The sequence below is a fragment of the Paenibacillus sp. FSL L8-0663 genome (genome assembly GCF_038008125.1).
Classification (GTDB): domain Bacteria; phylum Bacillota; class Bacilli; order Paenibacillales; family Paenibacillaceae; genus Paenibacillus; species Paenibacillus polymyxa_D.
Genome location: NZ_JBBOYM010000001.1, coordinates 1,433,560 through 1,448,705 on the forward strand (window position 1 = coordinate 1,433,560; position 15,146 = coordinate 1,448,705).

The 15,146-nt window shown below is 46.1% G+C and carries 14 protein-coding genes; 10 read left to right on the plus strand and 4 right to left on the minus strand.

Going from position 1 to position 15,146, the window contains the following annotated elements; translation table 11 throughout:
* The first annotated feature begins 8 nt into the window (after nucleotides 1-8).
* Nucleotides 9-737, plus strand: a complete 729-nt coding sequence (gene kdpC, locus MKY75_RS06475) for a potassium-transporting ATPase subunit KdpC (protein WP_340884725.1) — start codon at nucleotides 9-11, stop codon at nucleotides 735-737.
* A gap of 99 nt (nucleotides 738-836) precedes the next feature.
* Here kdpC and MKY75_RS06480 read toward each other — a convergent pair whose 3' ends face one another.
* The 3 genes from MKY75_RS06480 to MKY75_RS06490 form a co-directional block, all read right to left on the minus strand.
* Nucleotides 837-2,036: an MFS transporter gene (locus MKY75_RS06480; protein WP_340884727.1), complete on the minus strand. Its 1,200-nt coding sequence runs from the start codon at nucleotides 2,034-2,036 to the stop codon at nucleotides 837-839.
* A 13-nt stretch (nucleotides 2,037-2,049) separates the two neighbouring features.
* Complete coding sequence (locus MKY75_RS06485; RefSeq protein WP_340884729.1) at nucleotides 2,050-2,592, minus strand: PadR family transcriptional regulator; 543 nt, start codon at nucleotides 2,590-2,592, stop codon at nucleotides 2,050-2,052.
* Nucleotides 2,593-2,979: 387 nt separating this feature from the next.
* Nucleotides 2,980-4,299, minus strand: coding sequence for an Nramp family divalent metal transporter (locus MKY75_RS06490; RefSeq protein WP_340884731.1), 1,320 nt, complete (start codon nucleotides 4,297-4,299; stop codon nucleotides 2,980-2,982).
* A gap of 585 nt (nucleotides 4,300-4,884) precedes the next feature.
* On the opposite strand from MKY75_RS06490, the gene MKY75_RS06495 reads away from it, so the two are divergent.
* From MKY75_RS06495 to MKY75_RS06505, 3 genes are all read left to right on the plus strand, one after another.
* Nucleotides 4,885-5,304 carry an organic hydroperoxide resistance protein gene (locus MKY75_RS06495; protein WP_029516355.1) on the plus strand — a complete coding sequence of 140 codons (420 nt, stop codon included), beginning with the start codon at nucleotides 4,885-4,887 and terminating at the stop codon, nucleotides 5,302-5,304.
* Between the two features lie 123 nt (nucleotides 5,305-5,427).
* On the plus strand, nucleotides 5,428-5,754 hold the full coding sequence (locus tag MKY75_RS06500; RefSeq protein ID WP_013309265.1) for a hypothetical protein: 327 nt from the start codon (nucleotides 5,428-5,430) through the stop codon (nucleotides 5,752-5,754).
* A gap of 128 nt (nucleotides 5,755-5,882) precedes the next feature.
* The gene (locus tag MKY75_RS06505; RefSeq protein ID WP_340884734.1) at nucleotides 5,883-6,308 is read left to right on the plus strand and encodes a thiol-disulfide oxidoreductase DCC family protein; all 426 of its coding nucleotides are present in this window, start codon (nucleotides 5,883-5,885) and stop codon (nucleotides 6,306-6,308) included.
* 8 nt (nucleotides 6,309-6,316) lie between these two features.
* Here MKY75_RS06505 and MKY75_RS06510 read toward each other — a convergent pair whose 3' ends face one another.
* Entirely contained in the window at nucleotides 6,317-7,093 is a 777-nt protein-coding gene (locus MKY75_RS06510) for a DUF3153 domain-containing protein (RefSeq protein WP_049816931.1), read from the minus strand.
* Between the two features lie 238 nt (nucleotides 7,094-7,331).
* Between MKY75_RS06510 and MKY75_RS06515 the strand changes: the two genes are divergently transcribed.
* The 6 genes from MKY75_RS06515 (at nucleotide 7,332) to MKY75_RS06540 (ending at nucleotide 15,135) form a co-directional block, all read left to right on the plus strand.
* Nucleotides 7,332-8,303: a metal ABC transporter solute-binding protein, Zn/Mn family gene (locus MKY75_RS06515; RefSeq protein WP_340884737.1), complete on the plus strand. Its 972-nt coding sequence runs from the start codon at nucleotides 7,332-7,334 to the stop codon at nucleotides 8,301-8,303.
* A gap of 14 nt (nucleotides 8,304-8,317) precedes the next feature.
* The gene (locus MKY75_RS06520) at nucleotides 8,318-9,082 is read left to right on the plus strand and encodes a metal ABC transporter ATP-binding protein (protein WP_029516358.1); all 765 of its coding nucleotides are present in this window, start codon (nucleotides 8,318-8,320) and stop codon (nucleotides 9,080-9,082) included.
* Nucleotides 9,083-9,087: 5 nt separating this feature from the next.
* Nucleotides 9,088-10,017: a metal ABC transporter permease gene (locus MKY75_RS06525; protein ID WP_029516359.1), complete on the plus strand. Its 930-nt coding sequence runs from the start codon at nucleotides 9,088-9,090 to the stop codon at nucleotides 10,015-10,017.
* Nucleotides 10,014-10,901 carry a metal ABC transporter permease gene (locus MKY75_RS06530; RefSeq protein ID WP_069012197.1) on the plus strand — a complete coding sequence of 296 codons (888 nt, stop codon included), beginning with the start codon at nucleotides 10,014-10,016 and terminating at the stop codon, nucleotides 10,899-10,901. The genes MKY75_RS06525 and MKY75_RS06530 overlap by 4 nt, the downstream gene beginning before the upstream one ends.
* Before the next feature lie 215 nt (nucleotides 10,902-11,116).
* Complete coding sequence (locus MKY75_RS06535; protein WP_340887071.1) at nucleotides 11,117-13,444, plus strand: histidine kinase; 2,328 nt, start codon at nucleotides 11,117-11,119, stop codon at nucleotides 13,442-13,444.
* 533 nt (nucleotides 13,445-13,977) lie between these two features.
* On the plus strand, nucleotides 13,978-15,135 hold the full coding sequence (locus MKY75_RS06540) for a ParA family protein (protein ID WP_340884740.1): 1,158 nt from the start codon (nucleotides 13,978-13,980) through the stop codon (nucleotides 15,133-15,135).
* The last annotated feature ends 11 nt before the right edge of the window (nucleotides 15,136-15,146 follow it).

Consider the following 15,146-nt stretch of genomic DNA (forward strand, 5'->3'; position numbering starts at 1 on the left):
TGAATGACATGAGTGGTTTTTATCGGATAATGTCTGGACGCAGATTTGCTGCGCACGAAAAAGCCGAATCTGGCGGGCAAGGTCATAACAAACGTACAGGGACCGGGACAGTGGCGGAAGGACAACCGGAGAGACAAGAGATGCGAGGAAGTACAGTTATTGGAGTGGCTTTGCGAACTTCGGTGCTGATGATTCTCTTGTGCGGTTTGGCATATCCGCTAGCCAGTACAGGAATAGCGCAGGTTCTGTTTCCGCAGCAAGCAAACGGCAGTATGCTTCGTGACGCGGAGGGGCGGGTGGTCGGCTCCGAACTGATTGGGCAGTCTTTCACTGATTCGGCGTTTTTTCAAGGTCGGGTATCGAGCGTTGATTATAATGGGGTTGGTTCAGGCTCTAGTAACTACGCACCGTCGAATCCGGCCTTGATACAGCGAGTCAAGGACTCTATTGCGGATTGGCAGAAGCATAACCCGGATGTGCCTGTTAGTCAGGTTCCGGTGGACCTGATTACGAACTCCGGCTCCGGTCTGGACCCACACATCTCGCCACAGGCGGCATGGATGCAAATTCCGCGCATTAGCGGCTTGACGGGTATCCCGCAGGATCAACTGAGAGCACTGGTGCAGGAGCAGACAGAAGGCCGCAGCGCCGGCGTGTTCGGCGAGCCGCGTGTCAACGTGCTCAAGCTGAATCTCGCGCTTGAGGCGCAAATGAAAGTAGAGCATGTCAAGCTATAGATGGATCAAAAAAAGGTATTCCTGAGCGATAAGCTTGAGGGATACCTTTTTTTCAGGGACTGGAATGCTCTGTGGTGTAAAAATATGTAATAAAATGTTTTATTTCTTATGGGGATATGAATTTTTGGCTTTCCTTAAGGTTGAAGCGAGTACGAACATGTATATAAATACAATAATGCCTATGATTAAATAAGAGAACTTAATATTCATTAGATCCGTGAGAGTACTGCTCAAAATAGGGCCGATCATTAGGCCAATCGAGTATGCCGTGTTATAGAGTGCAAAAGTAATTCCATAAGAATGAATTCCACTTCGTTGAGAGATATCAGCAAGTTGAGGTAAGCAGGGAGCAAGGACCATACCCATGCTAACCCCTAAAATAGCTAAAATAACAGCTTGAAGCGATAATATTGCTGGAAGTGCAGTTAGAGGAAGTGCGATGGATACCATAAGTAGACCGAGGAGAATTCCGTTTTTATAGCCGATTTTACTAGAAAACTGTCCTATAAAAGGTGTTGCCAGGCCATAAGCAAGTGTGGGAATAGCAAATAATAATCCAATAAGTCCTGGGTTAGCGCTAAAATTGTGCTGTAGGTGTAACGGTAATGTTGGCTCAAGTACGCTTGGGATGGATGCGCCGATAATCACCACTCCAATAACCAAAAGCAAATCTTTATTTTTCATGAACGAGAAAGGGGAAATATACTTTTCATTTTTCGCTTCCGGAATATCATGTAGGAGAATTAGTCGAAGTATAGCATCGATGACGGCCAAGGAGATGGCAAAGTAAAAAGGAAGCTGGTAACTTCCCCATTGATACAACCAACCGCCAATTGTTGGTCCGAGAAGGGTTCCGGCGGCTTGACCGGATAATGCCAAGCCCATGGCTTTACCACGTTCTTCAGAAGGGTATAGATCAGCCAAGAGAGCGAGTCCTGCTGTCCAGGTCATTGCGGCTGCTATTCCCTGAAGAGCGCGTGCCACTACAAGTAGCCAGAAAGTGTGGGCTATGGTAAACATTAAAGTGGAGGCTATGAGTCCAATTAACCCCCATAATAGAGGTGTCTTTCTCCCAATCCGATCCGTTAATAGGCCAAAAACAGGTGTAGCTATAAATAATGCGATTGCATAACTGCTGAATAAAAATCCGATTTCAGTTTGAGTTGCGCCCAAAGAATCTGCATACCTTGGCAAAATGGGAACGACTAATCCATAGATTAACATATCAATGAATACAGCTAATCCGACAACCATTAGTGCAGCTTTTTGCTTATTTTGTGCTCCTTTACTCAGTTTCATTATTACATCCTCCTCATAAATTTCTTCTGATTTCCTCTTTAATTTGTTTGACAAATTTTAATTGAAGCTCACATTGATCATAAATATTTCTGAAAATTAACATAACGTTTACAGGGATATCCATAAGTTCAGCTTTTTGTTCTTGCCCTAATTTCATTTCTCTATAGATTTTTTCGACGGCTTGCTGCTGAAAACTTAAAGCTTCTTCAATTTCATGGAGCCCAGCCTCATCCATAAAGGTTAAAGCTGTGTACAGTGCTGTTGGAAATACAACAGAAGATTCTTTAAATGATTCGATTAAAAGCCGACTAAACTCACTCTTTCCTGCCTCCGTGATAGCATATATAGCTTTGGACCGGTTCCCTGTCTGTTCTAACGTTTCTAACTGTACAATTCCTTCTGAATCCATTTTTTTTAAGGCATGATATATGGAAGCTGGTTGCACATAAGCCCATTTATCCGTTTGTGCAGATTGCATTTTCTGTTGTATTTCGTATCCTGACATTGCCCCATATTGCAGCAAGAGCCCAAGAACCATCACACGTGTTGTACTCAAGATAATATCTCCTCCATATAGTTTAATAATAAACTTTTAATACTAAACATTTAGTATTGTGATTTTACTGTAGCATTACAAACTAAGGAAGTAAAGAATTTTACTTAAATGAATAGACATACAATTGAAAATTGGTAATATGACTTTTGAAGTTAAAAAGAGCTTTTGAAAAGCAATACGAACAGGTTCGTAAGTAAGGGGAGCGCTCTACAACTCGGGAATATTCGATCCGTGTCGGGTAAGGAGATCATGAGAGCATGCTTGATGTTAGATTTGTGGAAAAGAATGCGGAGCTAAGCATAAAGAAAAGAGATATCACTACGCCTTTTATGGCGTTTTGGATATCTCCTGTTTTGGGTGTAGCTAGGCGTCTGTAAGCATTATTGTTCAACCTGAAATCGTTTGGATGATGAGTACTACATTCAAGATGATAATGACTGCGGTCACGAGCCAGGTTAGTACTTTTTGCCACATTTTATTTGCGAATTCGCCCATAATCTTTTTGTCGCTGGTAAAGAGCAGTAATGGAATGATGGCAAAGGGAAGCTGGATGGACAGGATGACCTGGCTCAGCACAAGCAGTTCCTCCGCACCTTTTTCACCTGCGATGGCAGTGACGATGACCGCTGGAATGATCGCGATGAGGCGGGTCACCAGACGACGCAACCAAGGTGAAAGACGAAGATTCAAAAAGCCCTCCATCACGATTTGCCCGGCTAAAGTGCCTGTTACGGTTGAATTTTGCCCTGAGGCGAGTAACGCTACCCCAAATAGTATGCTCGCCAGTGTGGTTCCCAGTAGGGGCGAAAGCAGATAGTAGGCATCGCTAATTTCGGCTACATCTGTTCTTCCTGCCGTATGGAATACAGCAGCTGCCACGATCAAGATGGCGGCATTAATAAATAATGCGAACATCAGCGCTATACTGGAATCCCAAGTTGCAAATGTAATAGCTTCCCGTTTACCTGCTGAAGTCTGCTCAAATTTGCGAGTTTGTACAATAGAAGAATGCAGATACAGGTTATGCGGCATTACGGTAGCACCCATAATACCGATAGCAATATACAGCATGCTTGGATTCGTCAAAATTTGCGAGTCTGGTACAAAGCCACCCAATACGCCGCCCCATTCCGGTTGTGCCAAAATGAGATTAATGCCAAAACAGCCGGCAATCGTCGCCATCAGTACAATGACGAGGGTTTCCAATGCCCGAAAGCCTTTGTTTTGCAGCAGTAAAATGAGCATAACATCAAATGCGGTAATGATAACTCCGTATAGTAACGGTAGACCAAACAGCAACTTCAGCGCAATGGCTGAACCGATGACCTCGGCTAAATCCATGGCTGCTATGGCAATTTCGCACAAGAGCCATAAGCCGATCGCGACAGGACGACTGTAGGCATCACGGCACATTTGAGCCAAATCTTTACCTGTGGCAATGCCAAGCTTGCCAGATAAGGCTTGCAGCAGGATGGCCATTAGGTTGGAGATTAGAATGACACTAAGCAGCGTGTAGCCGAATTTTGATCCGCCGGCGATGTCTGTAGCCCAGTTGCCGGGGTCCATATAGCCGACTGCGACCATATAGCCGGGTCCAGCAAAGGCAAGAAACTTCCGAAACCAGGTCCCGTCTTTTGGGACGCTCAAGGAACGATTCACTTCCGACAGTGAAGCGATTTCCGCGAAGTTACCCTTTGTATTTTTCATACGCTTCACCTTCTTTATGGATGTTGAAATATATTATTAGTGACATAACGATTGTGTTATCCCTATTGTACACTCCCAATAGTTTTTGTCTAGTACAACTTTTGTGTGGTCAAGCAAGTTAATCGTATTTTTGAAGCAATATGGCCATCGTATAAGCTGAACCATAGAAAAACCAAGCTATATCGCTCTGAGGGGAGCGGCTTGGTCGTTTTGGATTTTTTAAATTGTTGTCCATCTACCGGGTGAAGGCCCGTTCCATATTTTGTGAATTTCCTTCTCACGTGCGACAGAGTTATCCCATCGAATGGGTAGGACCATAAAATGGTCTTACCTTATTCCGTCCCCGAAAATTAAACGACTGGTGGAGATGGTTGTTCAATGTAGACGGCCCAAGTAGGGACCTATAACATATAGTGTAAACATGGTGGGGTGGAACTAAACGGTAAATGTACTAGTTTACATCCATATTTCAAATGATTCATTTTATGTAGTTCGTTTAAAGTACATACGAGAAGGAAATCATGTATTAACATGACGATAGGTTCCTGCGGAATGCAAAAAATATAGTGAAGGAGAGATGAAATCATGGAAGCATTATACACAGCATCAGCAACGGTACATGGTGGAAGAGACGGTTCAGTCGCTTCATCCGATGGAGTTTTGAAGCATAAGCTCAGCACGCCGAAGGAACTGGGTGGCGCAGGTGGAGAAGCTACGAATCCAGAGCAATTGTTTGCGGCAGGCTATGGTGCCTGCTATGAGAGCGCATTGGCTAATGTGGCCCGGAAGGCTAAGGTGAAGGTGGACAATGTTGAGGTCACTAGCCACGTATCTATCGGCAAGGATCCAAGCGATGGCGGCTTCCAGCTGGCGGTACGTCTGGATGTGAAAATACCCGGTATTGAACGCGCCCTGGCCGAAGATTTGGCACGCCAAGCGCATGATTTTTGTCCGTACTCCAAAGCAACACGCGGTAACATTGATGTCGAGCTTAATGTCATTTGACTGCATTTCTATAACTTCTACACTCTGGCCGCCGATTTATCGGGGGCTTTTGCACATAGATCTTGATTCGCTGAGATTCACGACCATTTGACATCATCGCCAAAATTCATTAAGATGGCTTAGGTGATTCTGGTCATCAGGTACGAAACAAATTTGAAAAATACGGGTGATATGATGTCTTACAGACCGAATATTGTTAATTTCACGCTGGCTGGCAGCAACGAAAAAGAAGGGCTTTATGAGTTTAAAATGAGTTTGGCCGATGGAACGGAGTGCCGCGTTTTTTCTCAACGTCATCCGGAGTGGACCTTGACGAATATTAGTCGACTGCTAACGACGCCTTGCCCGGTATGCCATAAGGATTTTATCTGCAAGTGTATGGATAAGTTCCATGAGGAGTTTTTAGAGCAAATTAATACGAAACAGCTGTTTGAGAAAGCATTGAGCTAGTTTTTCGAACAGGTAAAGACTATACATTTCTAAACAAGCGTCGGATACTTTCGGCGTTTTTTTGTTTATATTCATATGGTTGCGTTGATTGTATTCATGCCGTTGATTTCCTGGAGGTGAAATGCTATATGAACCAGTCTGATCATGCTCATTCAGATTACTCCATTGTGTTGGTGGATGGGGTATGCCACTTTTGTCAGGGAGCAGTCCGCTTTATTATCAAGCGTGACCCTAAGGGAACATTTCATTTTGGTTCCCTGCAATCCGAGGCAGGACAAGAACTATTACGTGCAGGAGGACTATCTGCGGATCAGCTGGATACGTTCGTGCTGATTGAAGACGGTACGTATTATACAAGGTCCACCGCGGCTTTGCGAATTGCCAAACGTCTTCGTTTTCCATACCCGCTGGCCTATGGTTTCATCCTGGTACCCCGCTTTGTGCGCAACGCAGTCTATAACTGGGTGGCGCGTAACCGATATCGTTGGTTTGGCAAGGATGAAGAGGATCAATGTCTGATCCCCCCACCAGAAATTAGACAACGATTTTTTTAGTTTCTTTTTTAAGTTTCTTTTTTGGAGCGATGTCTACGAATTAGTAAGATCACAGCGATCACGATCAATATCAGGCTCGTAACAGCTACATACATGATATGTCGTACATTGGGCACGTTAACAGACAATTTTAGCTCGTTAGATTCCAATGGAGCAATGTTCCAGTACAGTGTTTTTCCGTCTTCCGACACACGGTCCGCATTATGGGTAGCAGGTTGGATGGGTAAGGATAGGCTGAAGTTAAGATCCAGCTGCCGCTCCAGTAATTTGCGCGCAAACACATTCATTTGCTTAAATTTGTCACTCAGTCCTTGAGCTTCTTCAGGAAGCATCCGTGGTAGATCGAGCTTCATGGTAAGATCAATATTCGTTGTGAAAAAATGTTGGCTCACAGCGCGCTTTATTTCTAATCCCTCAGGTAGATGTAATCCCTGACTGGGATTTTTTTTGTTTGTGCTCCAATCTCCTTGATAATGCCCCTTGATTTGATATCCCTTTCTTCCCTGTTCAGCTAGCGGCTGTACATCTACATTGTTGCTTTGAATACGCTTGACTAATTGATCTAGCACCCCGGGATTGTCCAACATCATCAGTGTCTGGTTGTTTACGCTGAACGTCGCATCCATATCTACACTTTGATCGAGATGAACATCTACATGGATGTCACCTCGAGCACAGGAAGTTAGGGCAAGCAGACAGCATACCAGCATAAAAATGAGCAGTATTTTTCGTATCCGAACTTGCCGACGTTTGTTCCGATATGGGCTGTACCCTATTGGCTTCATGACCTACACCTCTTTATATGTATTCTTTGGTTTAACGATTGGATATCTTCTATATATTACACATTGGGAGAACGAAAATCGAACGGTATAACGAAATACATAAGAAGAATTATATTTCACAAAATGTTTCCCTAGGTAAAAACTTTAGTGTATACTCTAAAATATAGTATTGATAAAAAATAATTGAATCAAGGAAATAGTTTGTCCCAAAACGAAATTCAAAGGAGGATTTTAAAACATGAACAAGCAGTTTAAGAAGGCTTTGCCGCGCTGGGTAACGACAGTTGGAGTATTGTCTCTAGCTCTGGTTCTAGCGACTGCATGTACCGATGCTAAGAAGAAAGAGCAGGGAAGTGCGAGAGAGACGGGACAAAAAGTAAAGGCTACGGCTACCATCGGTATGATCTCTGACATTGTCGGCAAGGTCGGCGGTAATCATGTGGAGGTCACGGGAATTATGAAGTCAGGCGTTGACCCGCATTTGTACAAGGCTTCACAGGGAGATATGCGCAAGCTGGATCAGGCCGATGTTATTTTTTATAACGGGTTGCATCTGGAAGGTAAAATGCAGGACATTCTGGAGAAAATCAGCAAGCAAAAACCCGTCATACCCGTGTCCAAAAACATCACACAGGATCAGTTGCGTGCAGGTAGCCCGGAAATGGGATCTGAGCATGATCCACATATCTGGTTTAACGTACAGAATTGGATGTCTGCGGTAGAAACCGTCAGAGATGAATTGTCGACGCTAGACGCTGTTCATGCGGAGGAATATAAGGCCAACGCAGAAGCCTATCTTACTGAGCTGCGAAAGCTGGATGATTACACGAGAGAGCAGATTGCCAGTATACCGGAAGCCCAGCGCGTGCTTGTCACGGCACATGATGCTTTCGGCTATTTCGGAGATGCCTACCACATTCAAGTGAGAGGACTTCAAGGTATGAGCACAGAATCAGAAGCGGGTTCTCAAGATGTGACCAAGCTGCGAGATTATTTGGTGGAGCATAAAGTCAAGGCCATATTCGTAGAATCTAGTGTTCCGAGAAAGGCCATAGATGCGGTTATTCAGGGGGCCGCTCAGCAAGGTCATACAATTGAGGTTGGTGGCGAGCTGTATTCGGATGCCATGGGTGAAGAGGGCACAGAAAATGGAACATATATCGGAATGGTCAAGCATAACGTCAATACGATTGTTAAAGCTCTTAAATAAGGAGGCAGAGATACATGGGGCATTCACCACTTGTCGTTCGTGATTTATCGGTAGCTTATCAAAAAAAGCCCGTTTTGTTCGATGTTTCCTTTGAGGTGCCGGAAGGCAAGCTGATTGGTATTATCGGCCCGAACGGGGCTGGGAAATCTACACTGATCAAGGCAACGCTTGGATTGATTCCAAAGCTTAGGGGCGAGGTGCTAGTTTACGGCAAGCCCTATAAGCAACAGCTGCTTAAGGTTGGCTATGTACCACAGCGGGAGTCGGTGGATTGGGATTTTCCGACGAACGCATTGGATGTGGTTTTGATGGGACGGTATGGCAGATTGGGCTGGTTTAAGCGTCCGGGAGCAGCAGATCGTCAGGCTGCAATGGAGAGTTTGGACAAAGTTGGAATGAGCCAATATGCAGACAGACAGATTAGTCAATTGTCTGGCGGCCAGCAACAACGTGTTTTTTTAGCCAGAGCACTCGCGCAGGACGCTCAGCTTTATTTTATGGATGAACCGTTCGTCGGTGTGGACGCTGCAACGGAAAAAGCCATTATTTCATTGCTCAACGATCTGAAACAGCAGGGTAAAACCGTGCTTGTCGTTCATCATGATTTATCTACAGTCACGGATTATTTTGATCAGGTTATGCTGTTGAACGGGCATCTTATGGCGTTTGGAGAGACGACAGATATTTTTACCGAGGAAAATCTGCAGCGTACGTATGGCGGGCGTCTGAGTATACTCAAAACAGGCCCGGATTCCGGCACGATACTTGGAGTGAGGTGAGCAGTATGACAAGCTTGGCAACGCTTTTGACCGATCCAAACATGCAGTGGATTTTGCTGGGCTGCATTTTGCTCGGTTTAAGCAGCGGGGTGATTGGCAGTTTTATGTATTTGCGCAAGCAGTCGCTCATGGGAGATGCTTTGGCACATGCGGCTTTGCCGGGGGTATGTGTGGCATTTATGATCACAGGTACAAAATCTGTGTTTGGATTTATGATTGGGGCCGCCATTGCAGGGATTGTTGCGACCTTTGCTATCAGTGCGTTAACCCGGTATTCGCGAATTAAAAGCGATTCGGCGATTGCAGCGGTGCTGTCGGTATTTTTTGGCTTTGGCATTATGTTGTTGACCGAAATTCAGCATAGTGGCGCAGGAAACCAAAGCGGATTGGACAAATTTCTATTTGGTCAAGCTGCGGCAATGGTATTGTCTGATGTCTATACGATGGCGGTAATTTCAGTGGTACTCATCGGAATATGTATATTATTTTTCAAGGAATTTAAGTTGCTCAGCTTTGATCCTGGCTTTGCGCGCGGACTTGGTTTTCCGGCAGGTTGGCTGGATAAGTTGTTGATGCTATTGATTGTCATTGCGGTGGTTGCTGGCATTCAGGCCGTGGGAGTCATAATGATGGCTGCCTTGCTGATTACCCCGGCAGTGTCGGCAAGATACTGGACAGAGAAGCTGGGTGTCATGGTGTGTCTATCAGGCTTGTTTGGTGCTATAGCGGGGCTTGGTGGGACGCTCATTAGCTCTCTGGGGCAAAATCTGCCTACAGGACCGTTATGTGTGTTGTGTGCGACTGTGGTGTTTGGAATGAGCTTGATTTTTGCGCCGCAGCGCGGGATGATCTCCAAGGCTATCGTTCGGTTGAACGCCAGGAAAAATCTGGAGCTGACAGTCGGAACACAGCCAAGGGAGGAGCGTGCCCTATGAGTTCATTTTATGTAATTTTGACGGGAATGTTAGTGGCAGGGGGATGTAGTATCGTTGGGTGCTTTCTTGTGCTCCGAAAAATGGCTATGATCGGTGATGCAATCAGTCATGCGGTACTGCCGGGGATTGTCATTGCCTTTCTCATCAGCGGATCGAGAGATTCGGTGTGGATGATGTTTGGTGCGGCAGTGCTGGGTCTTCTAACGGTGTATTTGATTCAGCTGTTCCAACAAAGCGGTCTGCAAAGTGATGCTGCTATTGGCGTGGTGTTTACGACATTGTTTGCTATCGGTGTTTTGCTGATCAGCGTGTTTGCTTCCAATGCCCATCTGGATATGGATCACGTTTTATATGGGGAAATTGCTTATGTGCCGTGGAATACGTTAGAGATAGCTGGCTTTGATGTCGGTCCGAGGGCTGTGTGGATTACGGGTGCGATGTTTTTGATCAATTTGCTCGTGATAGGGGGCTTTTTCAAGCAATTTAAAATTACTTCCTTCGATCCCGCTTTGGCAGCTTCATTAGGCATTCCAGTTGTTTTTTTTCATTATCTGCTGATGAGTCTCGTCTCATTAACGACGGTGGCGTCATTTGAGAGCGTGGGCGCAATTCTGGTGGTTGGCATGCTCGTTGTACCGCCTCTTACCGCTTATTTGCTGACGGAGAAGTTGTCCCGTATGATTGTATACAGTGTCGGACTTGGGGCCATCAGCTCGGTCGCAGGCTTTTACACAGCAAGTGTATTGGATGCTTCTATTGCGGCATGTATGCTGTGTGTATCGGGTGTGTTGCTGCTTTTGGCTTTTCTCTTTTCCCCGTCTCATGGTGTGGTATGGCAAAAGTTAATTCAACAACGGGGGATCGTTGGCGAAGATAGCAAGTGATTGTAGGAAGTGATCCCATATGAGTTACCCAAAATAGCGTGCATTCAGGCATAGGAGACCTGAATGCACGTTTTTTTGCGCTTATGCTACCCTGTGCGGCTTTTTTTGGGGCAAGCTTGATTGATCATCTTGAATTGATTGGGACACGGGAGTACATTCATTACAACCATATAAGATGGACGGAACGAGCGGCTACGCTGTGGGGAGGAACGAAAGTGGAGAGCTTCAAACGTAAATCACCAGAGGAAATACTGGATTCGATTAACAAATTGCATCGAGGCAGACTCAAAATATACATGGGTGCGGTCAGTGGCTCGGGTAAAACGTATCACATGCTGCATGAGGGACGGTCGCTGCAGCATGAAGGTATCGATGTTGTGATTTGTGCGGTATCGACCATGCAGCGGCCTGAGACCGTGGAACAGGTCGGCACGTTGGAGCGAGTGCCTAGTATTCATTGGATAAAAGATGGTGAGGAGCAAAAGGATCTGGATGTGGAAGCTTTGGTGGCACGAAATCCTGAGGTGGTACTGGTGGATCATTTGGCACATCATAACCGGAAAGACGCCCCATTTCCAACACGGCTGGAGGATATTCGGTATTTGCTGGAGCAGGGGATTAGCGTCATTACGACGGTCAATGTTTATGAACTCGAAGGAATTACGGAGTGGGTATATCAGTTGACAGGCTTTGAAGCGGAATATACGGTTCCGGTTGATACACTGGAGCTGGCGGATGAAATTCGTCTGATTGATGCCACCCCGGAGATGATTTTGGAACGGCTGGCGAAAGGCTACATGCATACGCCCAATCCTGAGATGTTTCACCGGGGAAATCTGGGTAAATTGCGTGAGCTTGCCTTGCGATTGGTAGCAGAGGATGTGAATGATTCGCTGGAACGGCACCGGGAGGAGTTGGGCTTGCACGGGGCGTCAGGAGCCGCAGAGCGTATTTTAGTACCTGTCCAATATCATTGGAATGGGTCCATTTATGTACGCAGGGGGGAACAGGTCGCCAAGCGGTTGGGTGGAGATATGCTAGTAGTCTCCTTTGTCAGCTCGAAGCGCAAGCTGTCCAAGGAATCAGCAGCCTTTAAGCGCTCAATTGAGCAATTGGCCGACAAGATAGGATCAACATTTGAAGAAATCCCGCTTTTTTCCCGCAGAAGGTTGCCTCGCCAACTGATTCATTATGCGGTGACGCACAATGTTACCCGTATTGTTATGGGACATTCTCGGCAGACTCCGTGGCAGGAGCTGATGAAAGGATCGCTGGTGAACGGGATTTTAAAACGAATGAAAAATATGGATCTACTGCTGATTGCGGACCGAGCCGAGCAGGAGGGTGAGCGAATTTTACCAACGATGAGACAGGAGGTAGAAGAGAATGACCCGTATCATCGTTTGAGCGTTGAGGAAGCACAGGCTGAGGCAGCCAAAATCCTGCGAGGCAAGCTCAAGGTATACATTGGCGCTGCTCCGGGGGTCGGCAAAACATACACGATGCTGAGAGAGGGAAACGATCTGCTGGAGAGCGGGATTGATGTGGTTATCGGATTGCTGGAAACGCACGGAAGAGCAGAAACATTGGCCCAGGTAGGCTCTCTGGAGATGATCCCTCGTCAGTCCATTGAGCGTCATGGCGCACACTTGGAAGAAATGGACACCGAAGCTATTCTCAGGCGCAATCCCGAGGTGGTGCTAATTGATGAGCTGGCTCATACCAACGTCCCAGGAAGTCTGAGATCCAAGCGCTATGAGGATGTGCTCGCCATTTTGGAACAAGGGATTTCTGTGATATCTACAATGAATGTACAGCATCTGGAGAGCTTAAATGATGCGGTAGAACAGATTACTGGCATACGAGTGAGAGAGACTGTTCCCGACCATATGATGCGTCTGGCCGATGAAGTACAGCTTGTTGATGTGGCTCCCAAATCGTTGCAGCAGCGTATGCGTGAGGGCAAAATATACGATCCTGCGAAGGTGGAACAGGCACTTAGCCACTTTTTTAAACTGGGCAATCTGATTGCGTTGCGTGAACTTGCTTTGCGGGAATTGGCAGATGACGTAGATGAGCGGTTAGAATCCTGGGATCGACACGAATCACTTCGGGGACCGTGGCGCAGGGAGGAAGTGATCTTCGTAGGCGTGACGCTAAGCGAAAATGCTGAAAGGTTGATCCGCCGTGGTTTTCGTATCGCCTTTCGGCTAAAGGCTGTGTGGATTGTGACGTATGCTCATGTCGGTGAGTGTATACCCGAGAGACTGAACCCTCGTCTGGAACAACTAAAGTTGCTGACCCACCGACTGGGGGGAACCTTTGAGATGCGGCTTGTTTCCAGCCGACGCGAGATTGCCGACATTTTGATTGCTCCGGTGGAAGGATATTCAGGAACGCAGCTTATCGTGGGGCAGTCTTCCCGAAGTAGCTGTTGGGGGAAGTCTGCGGTTGTGCCGAGGATTCTCCGTCAAGCACGTCATATGGATGTTCTAATTGTGGCGGATTATGACCCGGATATTAAGCTGGAGGTAGATCATTAATTAGCCCAGCAAATTCATAAATAGTCATATGCTGGTTACCGATGGTTCGCTGCTTCCATAGTATATTCTATCTCAAAGAAATGGAGGCGAATTTAAATGTTTAAACATCGTAAGCATCATTGTCATTTTCCAAAGCCAAAAAAACGTGTCTTTAAGAAGATCATTAAGGTGACTGTCATTAAGTTTAAACCTAAATTTGAACGTGATCATCGGAAACATGAAGATTTTGATAAGAAATGTCATTGCCGGAAACGTCATCATCGCCATCATCGCCATCATGACTGTCATCGTCGTCACCACAAATTCTACTAAGATGAAGATGGTAGGAGGCGGGGCTAGACTGCCCGCCTTCTCTTAGTACGAGGATTTTGGAAGATACTTGCACAAAAAATACTTGCTCTAATATAAGCGCTATGCTATTCTACCAGTAAATAGATTGCACGTGACGGAAGCACCGTTCACCAACCGTATGTACTTACGGATGGATGAACGGTGCTTTTTTGCGTTGTTGTGTTAGGGAAGGGATGAGCATTATGATTCCAGTGAAAGTGGTATTAGCCGTAGAAGGTCGGGATTATATTGAGCCGCTGCTGAATTATGTTCACGGAAGCGAGTACGCTAGAAGGCTGAGAATAACGGCTTTTTCGCAACCGGAGGCATTTCATCAATACATGATGGAAACTAGCGGAATGAAAAGACCGGATGTGGTGGTTGGTGAAACTCCCTTTTTGAATCTATGGACAGACAGGGAAGCTGCTGATATTCCTTGTTTGGTATTGCATGAGGGAGAACAAGTGAGCGAATATGGACAGCCTTTATTAAAATATCAGCCTTTATCTGAACTGGTCGGTTTTATTTTGGAAACGGCGAGACAGAAGTCAAATGGTCGGAAAAGTGTAAACAGCCGGGAAGGTGGGATGATTATCGGCATGGTAGCAGCTTCCGGAGGACTGGGCAAGACAACGGCCGCACTCAATATGTCCAAACAGCTGGGGAATGAGGGATATTCGGTATTCTATCTGAATCTGGAGACGGTGGATTCAAGCTCATTATTCACTGGTTCAGGCAGTGCTAGCGGAGCAGAAGGAGAAGGGCTGTCCAGGCTGCTCTATGATCTCAAGGCAGAAGGGAGTGAGGAGACTCCGTTATCCATGGCTTCCTATTGTGTTCGTCGCCCTGAAATTCAGGCGGATACTTTTCAGCCTGTCTATAATCGCAAGGAGCTGACGGATATGACTTGTGATGAAGCGAAAGAGCTGATTCGAACAGTTGCCGAAAGTGGACAGTATGATGTAGTGATCGTAGATGGCGATTCTGAAAAAGGTGATCGGGCTCAAGCCGTGCTTGAAGCTAGTCATAAGCTGATTTGGCTGCTGGCAGACGATTTAATGAGCATGCACAAGTGCGGATTATGGCTGGATGTTTTAGAAACCACGCTGCCTGAAGGGCTTGAAGACATGATATGCAAAACCAGCTTTGTGGTGAACCGCTATATGGGAACTATGATCAACTCGTTACCTCGTGACTTCATGGAGCTAAACGGAGCGTTACCCTATATACCTTCATGGAAACAGATGCAGCACCGTGAGCTGTTGCTAAGTTCACCGATTTATCAGCGGGAAATTCGTCATCTATGCCGGGAGCTGCTGAATGTGGACGGTGTAACACATCCGGCCACCGTTTGGTCTTAAAAGGGGCTGAT

Bases quoted from the DNA above. Each gene is read 5' to 3' on its own strand.
- kdpC (WP_340884725.1), top strand. From the start codon at position 9: ATGAGTGGTTTTTATCGGATAATGTCTGGACGCAGATTTGCTGCGCAC.
- MKY75_RS06480 (WP_340884727.1), bottom strand. From the start codon at position 2,036: ATGAAACTGAGTAAAGGAGCACAAAATAAGCAAAAAGCTGCACTAATG.
- MKY75_RS06490 (WP_340884731.1), bottom strand. From the start codon at position 4,299: ATGAAAAATACAAAGGGTAACTTCGCGGAAATCGCTTCACTGTCGGAA.
- MKY75_RS06495 (WP_029516355.1), top strand. From the start codon at position 4,885: ATGGAAGCATTATACACAGCATCAGCAACGGTACATGGTGGAAGAGAC.
- MKY75_RS06505 (WP_340884734.1), top strand. From the start codon at position 5,883: ATGAACCAGTCTGATCATGCTCATTCAGATTACTCCATTGTGTTGGTG.
- MKY75_RS06510 (WP_049816931.1), bottom strand. From the start codon at position 7,093: ATGAAGCCAATAGGGTACAGCCCATATCGGAACAAACGTCGGCAAGTT.
- MKY75_RS06515 (WP_340884737.1), top strand. From the start codon at position 7,332: ATGAACAAGCAGTTTAAGAAGGCTTTGCCGCGCTGGGTAACGACAGTT.
- MKY75_RS06520 (WP_029516358.1), top strand. From the start codon at position 8,318: ATGGGGCATTCACCACTTGTCGTTCGTGATTTATCGGTAGCTTATCAA.
- MKY75_RS06525 (WP_029516359.1), top strand. From the start codon at position 9,088: ATGACAAGCTTGGCAACGCTTTTGACCGATCCAAACATGCAGTGGATT.
- MKY75_RS06530 (WP_069012197.1), top strand. From the start codon at position 10,014: ATGAGTTCATTTTATGTAATTTTGACGGGAATGTTAGTGGCAGGGGGA.
- MKY75_RS06540 (WP_340884740.1), top strand. From the start codon at position 13,978: ATGATTCCAGTGAAAGTGGTATTAGCCGTAGAAGGTCGGGATTATATT.